The sequence below is a fragment of the Arcticibacterium sp. GJ41-1 genome, assembly GCF_055808875.1.
On the sequence record NZ_CM147888.1, the window covers coordinates 3,113,048 to 3,128,166 of the forward strand.

At 36.0% G+C, this 15,119-nt stretch carries 14 protein-coding genes; 7 read left to right on the forward strand and 7 right to left on the reverse strand.

What is annotated here, in order from left to right:
* Positions 1-12 precede the first annotated feature (12 nt).
* The 3 genes from AC0L6O_RS12915 (at position 13) to fbp (ending at position 3,095) form a co-directional block, all read left to right on the forward strand.
* Positions 13-777: an SDR family NAD(P)-dependent oxidoreductase gene (locus AC0L6O_RS12915; protein ID WP_473302887.1), complete on the forward strand. Its 765-nt coding sequence runs from the start codon at positions 13-15 to the stop codon at positions 775-777.
* A gap of 269 nt (positions 778-1,046) precedes the next feature.
* Positions 1,047-2,060, forward strand: a complete 1,014-nt coding sequence (locus AC0L6O_RS12920) for a PfkB family carbohydrate kinase (protein ID WP_473302889.1) — start codon at positions 1,047-1,049, stop codon at positions 2,058-2,060.
* A gap of 24 nt (positions 2,061-2,084) precedes the next feature.
* The gene (gene fbp / locus AC0L6O_RS12925) at positions 2,085-3,095 is read left to right on the forward strand and encodes a class 1 fructose-bisphosphatase (protein ID WP_473302890.1); all 1,011 of its coding nucleotides are present in this window, start codon (positions 2,085-2,087) and stop codon (positions 3,093-3,095) included.
* Between the two features lie 74 nt (positions 3,096-3,169).
* Here the strand turns inward: fbp and hisD are convergent, their stop codons facing one another.
* Both hisD and hisG read right to left on the reverse strand, forming a co-directional pair.
* The gene (gene hisD, locus AC0L6O_RS12930; RefSeq protein WP_473302892.1) at positions 3,170-4,429 is read right to left on the reverse strand and encodes a histidinol dehydrogenase; all 1,260 of its coding nucleotides are present in this window, start codon (positions 4,427-4,429) and stop codon (positions 3,170-3,172) included.
* A 49-nt stretch (positions 4,430-4,478) separates the two neighbouring features.
* Complete coding sequence (hisG, locus tag AC0L6O_RS12935; protein ID WP_473302893.1) at positions 4,479-5,336, reverse strand: ATP phosphoribosyltransferase; 858 nt, start codon at positions 5,334-5,336, stop codon at positions 4,479-4,481.
* 334 nt (positions 5,337-5,670) lie between these two features.
* On the opposite strand from hisG, the gene AC0L6O_RS12940 reads away from it, so the two are divergent.
* The 3 genes from AC0L6O_RS12940 to AC0L6O_RS12950 all read left to right on the forward strand — a co-directional run bounded on the left by AC0L6O_RS12940 (position 5,671) and on the right by AC0L6O_RS12950 (position 8,760).
* Positions 5,671-6,927, forward strand: a complete 1,257-nt coding sequence (locus AC0L6O_RS12940) for a prephenate dehydrogenase/arogenate dehydrogenase family protein (protein WP_473302895.1) — start codon at positions 5,671-5,673, stop codon at positions 6,925-6,927.
* A complete protein-coding gene (locus AC0L6O_RS12945; RefSeq protein ID WP_473302896.1) occupies positions 6,920-7,468 on the forward strand; it encodes a WcaF family extracellular polysaccharide biosynthesis acetyltransferase in 549 nt (182 codons plus the stop codon). Before AC0L6O_RS12940 ends, AC0L6O_RS12945 begins: the two co-directional genes overlap by 8 nt.
* 113 nt (positions 7,469-7,581) lie before the next feature.
* Positions 7,582-8,760 (forward strand): glycosyltransferase family 4 protein, encoded by a 1,179-nt coding sequence (locus tag AC0L6O_RS12950; protein WP_473302898.1) that lies wholly within the window; start codon positions 7,582-7,584, stop codon positions 8,758-8,760.
* A gap of 35 nt (positions 8,761-8,795) precedes the next feature.
* Here the strand turns inward: AC0L6O_RS12950 and guaA are convergent, their stop codons facing one another.
* Both guaA and AC0L6O_RS12960 read right to left on the reverse strand, forming a co-directional pair.
* Entirely contained in the window at positions 8,796-10,325 is a 1,530-nt protein-coding gene (guaA, locus tag AC0L6O_RS12955; protein WP_473302899.1) for a glutamine-hydrolyzing GMP synthase, read from the reverse strand.
* The gene (locus AC0L6O_RS12960) at positions 10,325-11,515 is read right to left on the reverse strand and encodes an exo-beta-N-acetylmuramidase NamZ family protein (protein WP_473302901.1); all 1,191 of its coding nucleotides are present in this window, start codon (positions 11,513-11,515) and stop codon (positions 10,325-10,327) included. Before AC0L6O_RS12960 ends, guaA begins: the two co-directional genes overlap by 1 nt.
* 8 nt (positions 11,516-11,523) lie before the next feature.
* On the opposite strand from AC0L6O_RS12960, the gene AC0L6O_RS12965 reads away from it, so the two are divergent.
* Positions 11,524-12,747 (forward strand): ABC transporter permease, encoded by a 1,224-nt coding sequence (locus AC0L6O_RS12965; protein ID WP_473302902.1) that lies wholly within the window; start codon positions 11,524-11,526, stop codon positions 12,745-12,747.
* A 57-nt stretch (positions 12,748-12,804) separates the two neighbouring features.
* Here the strand turns inward: AC0L6O_RS12965 and AC0L6O_RS12970 are convergent, their stop codons facing one another.
* The 3 genes from AC0L6O_RS12970 to AC0L6O_RS12980 form a co-directional block, all read right to left on the reverse strand.
* Complete coding sequence (locus AC0L6O_RS12970) at positions 12,805-13,815, reverse strand: LiaI-LiaF-like domain-containing protein (RefSeq protein ID WP_473302904.1); 1,011 nt, start codon at positions 13,813-13,815, stop codon at positions 12,805-12,807.
* Between the two features lie 3 nt (positions 13,816-13,818).
* Entirely contained in the window at positions 13,819-14,328 is a 510-nt protein-coding gene (locus AC0L6O_RS12975; RefSeq protein ID WP_473302905.1) for a PspC domain-containing protein, read from the reverse strand.
* 114 nt (positions 14,329-14,442) lie between these two features.
* Positions 14,443-15,003: a hypothetical protein gene (locus AC0L6O_RS12980; protein ID WP_473302906.1), complete on the reverse strand. Its 561-nt coding sequence runs from the start codon at positions 15,001-15,003 to the stop codon at positions 14,443-14,445.
* Between the last annotated feature and the right edge of the window lie 116 nt (positions 15,004-15,119).

Genomic DNA, 15,119 nt, shown 5'->3' on the forward strand with positions numbered 1-15,119 from the left:
TTAAGATACAAGATGAGTAAATCAGAAAAACAAGTAGCAGTAATAACCGGAGCAACCGGTGGAATTGGATTTGAGGTAGCAAAGAGACTAGGAAAAGATGGTTATACCGTCATTCTAAATGGTATTTCCGATGAAGATGGTGCTGCACGAGTAAAACAACTTACAGAGGAAGGAATCACAGCCGAATATTATGGTTTTGATGTTACTAATGAAGAAGAAGTAACTTCAAACATTAACAAAATAGGTGAGAAATACGGAAGAATAGATGCTCTTGTTAATAATGCCGGTGGGCTTGGCGGAAGGGCTAGGTTTGAAGAAATGACTACTGACTTTTACAGAAAAGTAATGGCCTTAAATCTTGACTCGGTATTTTTTGCATCTAGAGCTGCTATACCTTTCCTTAAAAAAGGAGAAAACTCTACCATCATAAACTATACCTCTAATGCAGGATGGAATGCTGGTGGACCAGGTGCAGGAATATATGGCACTTCTAAAGCTGGAGTTCATGCTATTACCCGAGCTTTAGCAAAAGATTTAGCGGAATATGGCATTAGAGTAAATGCTGTATCTCCCGGAACTATTGATACTCCTTTTCACGCCCAAATCAAATCGACCAAACCTGAGGTTTTTGCTTCTTGGAAAAACAACATCATGTTAGGAAGATTAGGTCAACCTGAAGAAGTGGCTTCTGTAGTTTCATTTTTAGCAAGCAAAGACGCTTCTTTTATGACTGCCGAAACAGTTCAAATTGGCGGCGGACAAGCATTAGGAATATAAGAAACCTATAAGATCGTAAGTGAAACTTTAGTTAAATAGAGTTTCACTTACGTGAATTAAGCATTGGAAAAACAAGAAACGCTCTTATCAGTAATTGACATTCTTTATACCTGCCTTTGTCAAAACTAAATTGGTTTCTTACATAAATAAAACCATTTATTTCCAATGTTTTAAATTAACGGCTTTATTGATATTGAACTATAATAGTTTTTAGGAAGAGTCAAAAAAACGACATAGTATTGCTTAGTTTAAAGCAATAAATTGAGGAAATGGATACTAAAAAAGTAGTTACGTTCGGAGAGGTGATGATGAGATTATCTTCTCCAAACTATCAAAAAATAGAACAGGTTAATAGTTTAGAAGTGTCGTTTGGAGGTTCCGAAATGAATGTGGCGGCTTCACTAAGGAATTTTGGATTGGAGGCAAAACATGTTTCCGTTTTTCCAAAAAACAGATTGGGGAAAAAAGCAACAGCTTATATGAGGCTTTTAGGTCTTGACACTTCAGGTATAACCCTTTCTGGTGACCGAATGGGGCTTTACCTCTTTGAAAAAGGAGCTTCTATGAGAGCAAGTCAAATCATTTATGATAGAAAAGACTCCGCTTTTCAAAACTTAGACCCAGCATGGTTTAATTGGGAAGAAATCTTAAAAGATGCCAACTGGTTTCATTGGAGTGGTATTACGGCAGCATTAAGCCAAAGTGCAGCTACAGCATGTCTAGAAGCAGTCAAAGTAGCTCACAAAATGGGGATTACGGTTTCATCAGATATTTATTACCGACAAGACCAGTGGAAATATGGTAAAACACCACAAGACATTTTACCAGAAATAGCCTCCTATTCCACCATTCTTTTGGCAAATGAAGCCAATATGAAAGACATTTTAGGCGTACAATATGCCGAGGGAGACAATGCTTTTATAGAAGCATCTGAAAATACCATGGAATTGATGCCAAACATTAAGAAAGTTGTTGACACAAAGAGAAAACAATACAGCAGTCATCATAATGTCATTAGCTCAAAACTCTTTAATGGCAAGAAACTTATAAAATCTCAGAAACAGGATATAACCTTTATTGTAGATAGAATTGGAGCGGGAGATGCCTTTTTAGGAGGCTTTATTTACGGTCAAATTGTGCTTCAAAACGACCAAGATTCCATCAATTTTGGAACAGCAGCTTCTGCCTTAAAGCATACCATTGAAGGAGATTTTAACCTGGCAAGCATAGAAGAAATAGAGAATTTAGTTTCTGGAGATATTTCAGGAAGAATAAAAAGATAGTCGCAGCACTTCAAAAACTTACAAATGAACCTTAAACATCAAACATTAGGAGAATTCATCATTGAAAATCAAAAGAATTCTAATTATTCCTCTGGCGAACTGTCAAAACTCCTTAACGGAATAGGGCTAGCAACCAAGCTAGTAAACCATGAAGTGAACAAGGCTGGTTTGGTAGACATTTTAGGTGGCGTAGGTGACTTTAATGTTCAAGGCGAAGCCCAACAAAAGTTGGATTTAATGGCCAATCAAACGTTTATTGACACCTTAACAAAGCGTGAAATAGTGTGTGGTATAGCTTCAGAAGAAGAAGAAAGCTTTATCAATATCAATAGCCTCGACTTAAAAAACAAGAACAAATACGTCCTATTAATTGACCCACTTGATGGTTCTAGCAATATTGATGTCAATGTTTCAGTAGGTACTATATTCTCTATTTATAAGCGAATTACACCTGTTGGAACGCCAGTCGAATTGAAAGATTTTCTTCAAGAAGGTAATAAACAAATTGCCGCAGGTTACATCATTTTTGGTAGTTCTACCATGCTAGTTCTTACCACTGGGCAAGGAGTAAATGGTTTTACCCTCAATCCAGCTATAGGGACATTTTATCTGTCACATCCCAATATGCAACAGCCAAAAGATGGCGAGATATATTCCATCAATGAAGGAAATAGTGCCTTTTTCTCAAAAGGACTAAATGAATATTTGGATTTCTGTAAGCAACCTCAAAATAACAAGCCAGCCTATAAGGCAAGGTATGTAGGCTCTTTGGTTGCCGATTTTCACAGAAACCTTATCAAAGGTGGCATCTATATGTACCCACAAACTAAAATTGACACAAAAGGAAAACTTCGTTTACTATACGAGTGTAATCCAATAGCATTTCTGGCAAAACAAGCCGGCGGAGAAGAGACAGATGGCTTTCAGTCCGTATTGGAAATAAAGCCAAAAGAACTTCATGAAAGAGTACCTTTTTTCACAGGTAGTAGTAATATGGTAAACAAACTCAAAACTTTCTTAAAGGAAGAAAATTAGAGTCTATTAAATCAGAAAGTGCATCCGAAATAATTCAGATGCACTTTTTTATGCCCTATTATGTAGGCTAATATCTATTTCAATCTAACTTTTACTGCGTTTGAGTGACCTTGAAGCGATTCCGCTTCTGCCATAATCTGAACCGCTGGTCCGAGCTTTTCTAAACCAGCCTTCGTGATTTTCTGAAAAGTAATTTTCTTTACGAAACTATCTAAAGAAACACCAGAGTAAGCTTTTGCAAAACCATTAGTAGGCAGTGTATGATTTGTACCAGAAGCATAGTCTCCACATGATTCTGGCGTATAATTACCTAAGAATATTGAACCTGCATTCACTATCTGCTCTCCTACTTCTTCCGCATTTTCTATCGCTAAAATCAAATGTTCGGCCGCATATTCATTTAAAATATCAATGGCTTCTTCCTGAGAAGCCACCAAAATACATTTCGAATTTTCTAATGATGCTGCCGCCAATTCTTTCCTTGGAAGTTCTTCCAGTTGTTTATAAACCTCTTTTTGTACCGAAGCTATCATTTCTGATGAAGTTGAAACCAAAATAACTTGGCTATCAATTCCATGTTCTGCCTGAGAAAGCAAATCTGCCGCTACAAATGAAGGCTCAGCCGAATCATCTGCAAAAACCGCAACTTCTGAAGGCCCAGCTGGCATATCAATAGCCACACCCTCTTTACTAACCAATTGCTTAGCAGCAGTTACATATTGATTTCCTGGCCCAAAAATCTTTGAAACTTGCGGAACAGACTCCGTACCATAAGCTAAAGCAGCAACAGCCTGAGCTCCACCTATTCTAAAAACTTTAGTGACGCCAACCAATTTGGCCGCAAAAAGTATGGCAGGGTGATTACTTGGCGAGCAAAGAACAATCTCTTTACAGCCAGCTATTTTAGCAGGAATTCCCAACATTAAAACCGTAGAAAACAAAGGGGCTGTACCACCAGGAATATAGATTCCTACTTTTTCTATCCCTACAGATTTACGCCAGCATTGTACGCCAGGCATAGTTTCTATGACCTCAGGTTCTGATTTTTGAGCTTCATGAAACTTATAAACATTAGCATAAGCTAGTTTGATAGCATCTTTTAATTCCTCACTTAATTCTCCCTCAGCTGAATCTAAATCACTAGAACTAACTTCAAATTCATTTAGAAGTATATTGTCAAATGCCAAAGCAAACTTTCTCAAAGCCTCATCGCCATTATTTCTAACTTCTTCTAAAATAGGTTGTACCCTACCCTCAATTTCAGAAATATCGGCTGTTGGCCTAGCCAAAATAGCCTGCCAATCTTTCCTTTCTGGTCTATCAAATAACTTCATAACCAAGTATAATTTGTGCTTTCATTTGGTATTTAAAATACCCGAAAATCTAGAATATCATTTTCTCAATAGGTATCACTAAGATTCCCTCAGCACCCATTTTACGCATAGCTTCAATATTCTCCCAAAAATCATTTTCCTTTAAAACAGAGTGAATAGAGCTCCAACCTTCTTTAGCCAATGGCGTAATGGTAGGGCTTTTCATACCTGGCATGATGTTGATAATAGCCTCAATTTTATCATTTGGAGCATTCAACAAAACATATTTATGCGTATCAGCAGTTTGAACAGCATTCATTCTGAAAACAATTCTATCCAATAATTCTAGCTTCTCTTCAGAAAGCGAGTTATTAGAAATTAGTATCGCTTCAGAATTAAAAATAGGCTCTACCTCCTTTAATCCATTGCTTAATAATGTTCCACCAGTACTTACTATATCACAAACACCTTCCGCCAAACCAATTCCTGGAGCAATCTCCACAGAACCACTAATGAAATGAACTTGAGCATCAACGCCGTTCTCTTTCAAAAACTTGCCTAAAATATTCGGATAAGATGTAGCAATACTCTTTCCCTCAAAATAAGAAACACCAGGATAGTCTACATCTCTAGCCACCGCCAAAGAAAGTCTACATTTTGAAAAACCTAAGCTTTTAACCCTGTTCACATGACATTCATGCTCCACCAGAACATTGTCCCCTACTATTCCTACATCTGCTACGCCATCAGCTACATATCCAGGAATATCATCATCCCTTAAGAAAAGGAATTCTGCTGGAAAGTTTTTAGACTCCGACATTAACTTTGATTTTCCTACTTCAAACTTAATTCCACAAGCTTTAAAAAGTTTAACAGAATCGTCGCTCAGCCTTCCTGATTTTTGAATGGCAATTTTAAGTTTTTTCATTTAAGATTTTCTCTTGCTGTTTTGTGCCACAAAGGTAACGCAGCCATCGACCTATGCCAAAAGTTTTTTCTAATTAGAATAATAATAAGTTTCAATTATTTTTGAAAATTCAATTTCTATCGATATACTTGTGATACTTAATGCTTTCCATAAATAATAATTCATAATGAACAAGTATAACTACTACTCTAATTCGTCAAAGCGTGGCTTCTTATATTCAAAAACCGCCACCATTTTAAGTGGACTGATAATTTTAGGTCTATTTATCTTTTCTTTCATTAGTCTTTAGTCCGTTTCTTTATATTCAATACTTTTGTAGCACAAAATGTAGTACATGAGAATAGGAATAATTGGTTTGGGGGATATGGGCTTGCTTTATGCTAGAATTTTCTCTGAGGCCTCCTATCAAGTTTCTGGATGTGACTTACCACAGAATTTCTCTATTCTTAAGGAGAAACTAAAGGATAGCAACATTGAATTGTTACAATATGGTCTTTCGGTTGCTCAGCAATCCGACTTCATATTGTTTTGTGTAGAAACTGAAAACATTGATTCCGTAGTTAAACAAATAGCCCCTGCAATAAGCGAAACAGCCCTAGTAGCTGGTCAAACTTCTATTAAGGCTCCTGAAATAGCTGCGTTTGAGAAATATTTAAAACCTGAAACAAATATTGCCACTATTCATCCACTGCATGGGCCTGCGGTCAATCCTAAAGGGCAAACACTAATAGCCATTAACCATAGGTGCGATACTGAAAAGTTTAAAGAACTCTTAAGCCTTCTAAATCATACAGGTTCAAAAATCGAAATCCTTAGTTCCGCGGAAGAACATGACAAAATGATGGCCGATGTGCAGGTTGTCACGCACATTGGTTTTGAAAGTATAGGTACCTCATTTATGCATAGAGGCGTTTATCCGTGGTTAAATCCACTTCTTTCTGGAGGTTTAGACACCTTAAAGATGTTAATGACCCTTCGTATTTACAGTTATAAGCACCATGTTTATGCAGGTATGGCACTCATGAATCCTTACGGAAAAAATCATGTAAGAGCTTATGCGGAATCTCAAAGTCAGCTTTTTGGTCTAATGATTTCTGAAGAAGAAGAAGCATTTAGAGCTTTAATTCAAGATGCAAAAGAAAAAGTATTTGCTGATTTTGATGGAAATTTAATGTTAAACGATTCACTGATGAACGAATACTCGCTACATCAATCTGACGAATATAAGCCTAATTCACACCTTAGTCTTACTTCCATGGTTTTGACATGGGCTAAATTAGGAACTAATCCATATAAAAATACTGTAATTCAGACCCCACCGTTTAAACTAAGAGTAGGTATGGCAGAATACCTTTTCATGAATGAGGATTTGTTAGAAGAGTCGATTCAAACGGCTCTTTATGATAAAACGATAAGAAAAGACGATTTGGCTTTTCACACCTCTGTTCAGGAATGGGCACACATTATAGAAATTGGTGACAAAGTGGGTTATGAAAGCCATTTTGAAAGAACAAAAACATTTTTGGCTGATAAATTAGAGGAGGGTCGTTTAAAAAGTGGTATGTTAATTGAAAGACTAAATAATGAGTAAAGTTGATTTAGCAAAATATGACAACTCTTGGTATGACCATGGTCCATTTTTAAGAAGACTTGTTTGGCTTATCATTGGTCGCATTATTATAAATACCTATCTCCCTATTCCTGCAAAGTTTAAGGTGAGTATTTTAAGGCTTTTTGGAGCCAAGCTTGGTAATAACATTATGATAAAACCAAAGGTAAATATCAAATACCCTTGGTTATTAGAAGTGGGTGATAATACATGGATTGGAGAACAGGTCTGGATTGATAATTTGGATTATGTTAAGATTGGAGCCAACGTTTGTCTATCTCAAGGCGTTATGTTATTGACTGGAAATCATGACTATAAAAGTCAAACATTTGACCTAATGGTTGGTAAAATAACATTAGCTGATGGTGTGTGGATTGGTGCAAAAAGTCTAGTTGCACCAGGTGTTATTTGTCAAGTAAACGCTGTTTTAGGAGCAGCTTCCTTATTAAGCAAAAACGTTCCAGCAAATGAGATATGGTCAGGAAATCCTGCAATCTTCATTAGAAAGAGGATAATAGAATAAAGTATTGACCATATAATAAACTTTTCACGTAATGGCTCGCACTATTTCCTAGACTAATTGATGAAATTTACTATTTTTGAATGCTTATATTAAAGTACAAAGATTTTTTTTGAGTGAGATTAATATTTGAAGAAATCGTTGGTGACCCTAACGTGCAAATTTTCCTGAGTATAATTTTGTCGTTAATGGTTACTTGGCGTTCAATTCCTGTTATAAGGAATATCTGTATGTTGAGAGGTTTGATGGAAAATCCAGTAAAACGGAGTTCCCATAGTTCGCCTACCCCAACTTTCGGAGGAATCGCCATTTTTGCTGGTACGCTGATTGGTTACATGATTTGGAACTTCGAAGATGAAGGCTTTCTCATGCATAAGATATTTGCGGGTCTTCTAATCTTATTTTTCCTTGGCCTCAAAGACGACTTATATGCTTTAGCTCCCTTGAAAAAAATAGGTTCTCAAGTTTTAGCTTCCGTTTTAGTGGTAATAGGCAGTGACCTTAGAATCACAAGTTTCTTTGGAATTTTTGGTGTTCACGAACTTCCGTATGTCATAAGTGTATTATTTACCATCTTCATATTCGTAGCCCTAATTAACTCTTTCAATTTAATTGATGGCATTGATGGCCTTTCTGGCGGTATAGCGATGATAGCTAGTGCTGGCTTTAGTTGGTGGTTTGTTATTAATGAGCATTGGTCTTTGGCTTGCTTAGGTTTTTCATTGGCGGCATCATTATTAGGATTTCTACGGTATAATTACTCCAAAACGTCCAAGATATTCATGGGCGACACAGGTTCGCTCATTATAGGATATTTAGTTACCATTTTAGCTATAAGCTTTATTAGCCTAAACGAAAGTTCTAATTTTTCGCCAGGACACCATTTCGTAAGTGCACCAGTATTAGCACTTTCTCTACTTAGCGTTCCTATTTTTGATACTTTGCGAGTATTTGGTGTTAGAATTTTAAAAGGACGTTCTCCTTTTGAAGCAGATAGACTACACTTACACCATTTACTAGTAGATAATGGTTTAACTCACTTGGCGTCTTCATTAACACTTTACGGGATGACTATTGCCCTTTCTATTTTCACTTACAGCCTAAGAAGTTTCTTTAGCAACACGGCTCTTTCTATCTATGTAATTTCTGTTTTCGCTATATATTTAGCGTTCAGTCAGTGGCTAGAAGTTAGGAGATTTAGAAACCACAGAACCAAGTTAAATCAAAATTTTAACGGCTCTTCAAGAACAAAAAAATCAACTCTAGATTTGGAAGGTTCCATTTCTAAGAATTGATTTCTTTTTAATTTCCAATTATTTAAAGAGTGGAATTATTCCCACTCAATAGTTGCTGGTGGTTTTGAACTAATATCATAAACTACTCTATTAACCCCTTTTACGTTGTTTATAATCTTGTTTGAGACATCTGCTAAGAACTCATAAGGAAGATGTGCCCAGTCGGCAGTCATACCATCTACACTTGTTACAGCTCTTAAAGCTACTACACTTTCATAAGTACGCTCATCACCCATTACTCCTACACTTTGTACAGGAAGAAGCATAGAGCCAGCCTGCCAAACGTCGTCATATAAACCAGAGTCTTTCAAGCCTTGAATGAAGAAATAATCAACTTCTTGAAGAATTCTTACTTTCTCAGCCGTGATATCTCCTAAAATTCTAATTCCTAAGCCAGGACCTGGGAATGGATGTCTACTAAGAATAGCCTTAGGCATTTCCATAGCTGCACCGACCTCTCTTACTCCATCTTTAAATAATAACTTCAAAGGCTCCACTATCTTCAGCTTCATGTAATCTGGTAAACCACCTACATTATGATGCGATTTTATTGTAGCGGAAGGTCCTTTTACGGAAACCGACTCAATTATATCTGGATAAATAGTACCCTGTGCCAACCATTTTACATCTTGTATTTGATGAGATTCATCATCAAACACATCAATGAAGGTTTTACCTATTGCTTTTCTTTTTAGCTCAGGGTCTGTCAAACCTTTCAAAGCTTCATAGAACTTTTCTTTGGCATCAACTCCTTTAACATTTAAGCCAAGACCTCTATAAGATTCTAAAACCTCTTCAAACTCATTTTTACGTAGCAAACCGTTATCCACAAATATGCAGTAAAGGTTTTTACCAATAGCCTTATGAATCAACATAGCCGCCACAGAAGAATCTACGCCACCAGAAAGACCTAAAACTACTTTATCATCACCCAATTGTTCTTTCAATTCTGCAACCGAAGTTTCTACAAAAGAATCAGAAGTCCAAGACTGATTACAACCACAAATTCCAACTAGGAAATTCTTAAGTAATGCTTTACCGTCTGTAGTATGGGTTACCTCTGGGTGAAACTGAATTCCATAAACTTCCTTATCGCTAAATTGGAAAGCTGCCATCTCTACAGAATCCGTAGAAGCTATTACTCTAGCATTTGAAGGTAAATTAGTAATGGTATCTCCATGCGACATCCATGTCTGGCTGCCTACAGCAATGTTGGCAAACAATTTATTATTGTCTTCTATTTTACCTAAAATAGCTCTTCCGTATTCTCTGGTAGTAGATGCCTCTACATTACCACCTAAACGATGGGCCAATAACTGAGCTCCATAACAAACACCCAAAACAGGCCCCTTTGATATTAAATGTTCCAAATCAACCATTGGAGCATCCTCTTCTCTTACAGAACACGGACTTCCTGATAATATGATACCTTTTACCGTGTCGTCTATTTCTGGTACATGGTTAAAAGGGTGAATTTCACAATAAACATTATGCTCTCTAACTCTACGAGCTATCAATTGCGTTAGCTGAGAACCAAAATCAATAATTATTATTTTCTCGTCCATTATTCGAAATCTGGGTATAAAAGGTATTTTTTTCTTAATGTTTTAAATGCTGTCAGGTCGGCTTGCCATTTCTCCTGAACTTCTTCAACTGATTTACCTGCCTTTAAGTCTTTCAGAATCCAGCTATTACCAGCTAGCAAATTGAAAAACTTTTCATTGGTAAAAAAGCTCGACTTCTTTTCAAACTTATTATAGAAGTCAAAAAGAAGATTTAAGTCAAATCCATTAGCAAAGGCATCTACCTTTGTTAAATCTAAACCATAACAATCTACTCCTTTATTGACAGGATTGTGAGCTCCAGGCTTTTCGGTAGGAATAAAATGATAGTTTCCTAAATTCTTATCTGGTCCACCAATTACTTGAAACTGTTTATCAGTTCCTCTACCTACACTTATCTGTGTAGGTTCAAAAAAGCAAATAGACGGATATAGATAGATGGATTGAGCATTAGGTAAATTTGGGGAAGGCTTTATTGGCAAATCATATTTAGAAGTGTGGTCATAGTTTTTACACTTTATAACGGTCAAATCGCATTTAGCTTTACTTGCCCAAGATTCTCCATTCACCATTTCCGCAAACTCTCCCATGGTTAAACCATAAACCACCGGAATTTCATTCATTCCGACAAAAGACTTAAACTCCTTTTCAAGCACTGGGCCTGCTACATAATGTCCGTTTGGGTTTGGTCTGTCTAAGACTATTAATGGCTTATTGCTTTCTGCTGCCGCCTCAATAATATAATGTAGTGTACTGATGTAAGTATAAAATCGCACTCCCACATCTTGAATATCAAATAATAAAATATCTATATCCTTGATTTGTTCAGGGCTTGGCTTTTTATTTTTTCCGTAAAGGGACACTATTGAAATTCCAGTTTTAGCATCCTTAGAATTGTCAATATGAGCACCAGCATCTGCATCTCCTCTAAATCCATGTTCTGGAGCAAAAATAGCCGTAACATTTACATGGCTACTTAATAAAGTGTCTAAAAGATGCGTTTCACCAATAGTAGAAGTATGATTTATGACCAAACCAACTCGTTTTCCTTTTAAAAGAGGAAGATATTCCTGCATAGCTTCTGCACCAACCTTAATTTTTTCGGGAGTATTTGAAGAGTTTGCCTTAGATTTACAGCTCAAAGGCGATATGCCTAAAAGAATAACAAAAAGCAGGGCTAATATCTTGTCCATAATAATTGATGAATACTGAATACTTCTTGGCTCAGAAAATAAGAAAAACCAAAGGTAAGACCTTTTCTTCTTCTGTCATCAATATTGGTATTACAAGTATTGCAATTGGTGTTGCAGCTATCATGCTTTCCTTCTCCGTCCTTTTTGGTTTTAAGGACACTATCAAAGAAAAGCTGTTTAGCATGTCTGCTCATCTGCAGATAAGTAAAATTACGCTTAATCAATCTTTTGAAGAAGCTCCTTTTGTAATTAATGAGAAAACTTCCGAATTAATTAATAATAATGAAAGCATAGCTTCGATAAATGCAATTGCCTTAAAATCTGCATTATTACGTTCAGACGAAGAAATATCGGGCGTTTTGCTCAAAGGCGTGGATGAAAACTATAATTGGCAACTTTTTGAAGAGAATATCAAAGAAGGTAGAGTTTTACAAAAAGACACTTCAGCCAGTTATGGCAAGGAAATCATCCTGAGTAATACCTTAAAGAAACTCTTGAATGTAAAATTAGGTGATGACATTCTAATAAATTTCATTCAAAATCCACCAAGAGCTAGAAAAGTAGAGATTGTTGGGTTTTACGATACTGGTATTGAAGACATTGACAATTCATACGCCATTGTTGACATTGACCTTATTAGAAGAATTAACGATTGGGAACCCAATGAAATAGGCCATCTCGAAGTATTTTTAAAAGACTTTGAGGAACTGGAGCCAACCGTAGACGGACTTTATAACATTATTCCGCAAGACCAGCAGATTCATAGAATAACGCAACTATTGCCACAATTTTTTGACTGGTTTAACCTTTTAGATAGGAACATTATCATTGTATTGTTCTTAATTATAGTGGTGGCTAGTTTCAATATGGTATCCGTACTGCTAATAATGATAATGGAAAGAACTCCCATGATAGGCTTGCTAAAGTCTTTAGGAGCAAGGAACGGCATGATTCAAAAGATTTTTGTTTCCAACGCTGTTATCATCATTATGAAAGGTTTGGCATGGGGAAATTTCATTGCCTTGGGCTTTTGTCTGATACAAGACCAGTTTAAAATTATTCCGCTTGACCCCGAAAATTATTACATGTCTTATGTACCCGTTTCTTGGTCTTGGCTCACATTCCTTTTAGTTAATATTGCCACAATAATTTTGGTGAGTTTGATAGTCATTCTACCTACCTTATCAATTTTAAAGATAAGTCCAGTTAAAGCCTTGAAGTATAAAAACTAAAAAAGCGAACTCTCTAGAAGAAAGCTCGCTTTTCGAAAAAATATATTTAAGAGTTTATCAGTGTCTACGAACCGTTACTGAAGAAAGGCCGCTAGAAACTTTTATGTAAATCTTCTTTTTAGCATCATCAAAATTAGGTGTACGCCATCTAGAGTTAGCTTCTTTTTCAAAACCACTAAAGTCTTTTGAATTTAGGGCTCCATCCATTTTGATTTCGCAACCAACACTTTCAGGTACAGAAATATCAACTTTGGCTACACCACTTTCTACGCGTATTTCAGAACGCTCTAAGTTATCGCCTAATTTTACATCCACTGCTGCTGCTCCAGTTTTAATCTCTAAAGATTTCACTTTAAAAGAACTAAAATCAAACTCTAAATCGCCAGCTCCTATCCCCATTTCTATATTCCAAATAGGTTTAGTGTTCAGCTCTAGAAAAATCTCATTATGGTCGTTGTCTCCAAAATTGAAACTCTTGTTCTTTCTAGATTTCATCTCAAAGTCAATCTGATGATGATTACTTTTTAATTCATCGGAAAGTCTATAACTACCTGCGTTAAGCAATGTAGTGGCTTTAAATAAGTCACTTGTAGTCTCTTTTAAATGAAACTCTGCAGCTCCACCTCCAAAATTAAGGCTCGCTTCATCTGTATTATTTGAAATTGGAACATTGAAAACTTGCTCTATTCTATCGCCACTCTCTCGCTCTTCTGAACCATAGCTATATTCCTTATTGTCATCACTTTCATCCCAATCTTTTTCATCTTGCCAGTCAAAATGAAAATCATCTTTAAAATCAGACTTTAGATTGTCTACCCCATCAGAGGCTGCACTATAAATTCCAAGTGGAATTGCAAAAGCCACTAAAAGGGCTGTAGTAGGGTTATAAAAGCTCCTACGCTCATGCAGTAAAACTGCCACACCAGCTAATATTAATAATACAGGCCAAAACTTTGCAATAGTTCTGAATGAATAATTAAAATCAACTAGGTCATAATTGAAAGCTAAAAAGATAGCTCCAACGGCTACCAAAATAGCTCCTAAAAACACATTACTTCTCCTCCTCATATTCTAAAAAGTTTCGCCAGTGTTTTCATTATCGATGGTTCCACCAGTGTTCTGATTCTGATTCTGATTGAAATTGTCATCTTCTTTGTCTCTGACAATAATCCAAACTCCTAGCCCGATAAGAAACAATGGCCACATTTTACCTATATAGCTAAATAGGTTGATGTCGAAGAAAGTGCGAAATGCGAAAATGGCTCCCAAGCTAATTAGAATAACGCCACCTACTAAGTTTCCGTTTTTTGATGAGTGATTGCTCATAGTGAAATTTGATGTTTTAAATGTTGATTGGTAGTTGTCATTGGCGTAGCTAAATGCTCTATTTTCCTCTGGTAAAACTACCCATAAAATTAAATAAGTGATTACTGATGGTAAAGGAGTAAAAAACATAACCACAAAAAGAACCTTAAATATAGTTGGGTCTATGTCAAAATACTCTCCTAAACCTTCTGTGACCCCTCCTAATACAGAGTTGTCGTTTTTAATTCTTCTAAGTCTTTTTTCATTCTTTTCCATTTATAATTTGTATTAATTCATTTCAAAGGTAGCCCCGCAATGGGTACTATGTAATACAAACTACACGAATGGTAAAGAAACTGGATAAACTGTGAAATTAAGGTTTGAGAACTCTCAATCCTCATCTTCTAAAGCTTCCAACACATCCATTAGGTCTTCATATTTGCTTTCACCTGGTCGTTCTTCATGATTCCCCTTTAAAGCAAGCCCTTTTATATCAATATTTTCTACTTTCTCTTCCAGATTATCAAGGTCAATTTTCCCTCCAACAAATAAGGATGAGTGGTTTATTTCATCTACTAAACTAGCATCCGAAATTAATACATGTTCAAAATCACTTAAATCTTGATTACCATTTGAACCCTTTACTTCAAAAAACAACTCGCCTACTTTAGCTCTAGCAGTATTAATCAAACTCGAATCGCTAATTATCAAATAATCTAAAGCTAAGTCTTGCCATTGTTCCTGCGTTATATTCTCCGGCCAAATGGAAATTCTTCCTCCAATTTTTGGACCGCTTACCCAATTCTTAATTTCAACCATTTTCTCTACTGGAATAAAATCTGGGTGTTCAGCATTTAACTCAAAACATAAATAGTCAACAAACATTCCAGCACAATAACGTGCATCTGAAAGGTTAGAAATGCCATTAACTAAAACTTCTTTCTTTAACATACCATCGGTTTATTTGAGGCAAAAATAGACTTCTATTTAAGAAAAGACATAATTATCGGTCAAAAGAAGAAGTCAAATGTTCAAGATATAGAAAATTAGAAGAGCAAATAATCAAA

Coding starts and splice junctions, on each gene's coding strand:
- AC0L6O_RS12915 (WP_473302887.1), top strand. CDS start 13: ATGAGTAAATCAGAAAAACAAGTAGCAGTAATAACCGGAGCAACCGGT.
- AC0L6O_RS12920 (WP_473302889.1), top strand. CDS start 1,047: ATGGATACTAAAAAAGTAGTTACGTTCGGAGAGGTGATGATGAGATTA.
- fbp (WP_473302890.1), top strand. CDS start 2,085: ATGAACCTTAAACATCAAACATTAGGAGAATTCATCATTGAAAATCAA.
- hisD (WP_473302892.1), bottom strand. CDS start 4,429: ATGAAGTTATTTGATAGACCAGAAAGGAAAGATTGGCAGGCTATTTTG.
- hisG (WP_473302893.1), bottom strand. CDS start 5,336: ATGAAAAAACTTAAAATTGCCATTCAAAAATCAGGAAGGCTGAGCGAC.
- AC0L6O_RS12940 (WP_473302895.1), top strand. CDS start 5,671: ATGAGAATAGGAATAATTGGTTTGGGGGATATGGGCTTGCTTTATGCT.
- AC0L6O_RS12945 (WP_473302896.1), top strand. CDS start 6,920: ATGAGTAAAGTTGATTTAGCAAAATATGACAACTCTTGGTATGACCAT.
- guaA (WP_473302899.1), bottom strand. CDS start 10,325: ATGGACGAGAAAATAATAATTATTGATTTTGGTTCTCAGCTAACGCAA.
- AC0L6O_RS12960 (WP_473302901.1), bottom strand. CDS start 11,515: ATGGACAAGATATTAGCCCTGCTTTTTGTTATTCTTTTAGGCATATCG.
- AC0L6O_RS12965 (WP_473302902.1), top strand. CDS start 11,524: ATGAATACTGAATACTTCTTGGCTCAGAAAATAAGAAAAACCAAAGGT.
- AC0L6O_RS12970 (WP_473302904.1), bottom strand. CDS start 13,815: ATGAGGAGGAGAAGTAATGTGTTTTTAGGAGCTATTTTGGTAGCCGTT.
- AC0L6O_RS12975 (WP_473302905.1), bottom strand. CDS start 14,328: ATGGAAAAGAATGAAAAAAGACTTAGAAGAATTAAAAACGACAACTCT.
- AC0L6O_RS12980 (WP_473302906.1), bottom strand. CDS start 15,003: ATGTTAAAGAAAGAAGTTTTAGTTAATGGCATTTCTAACCTTTCAGAT.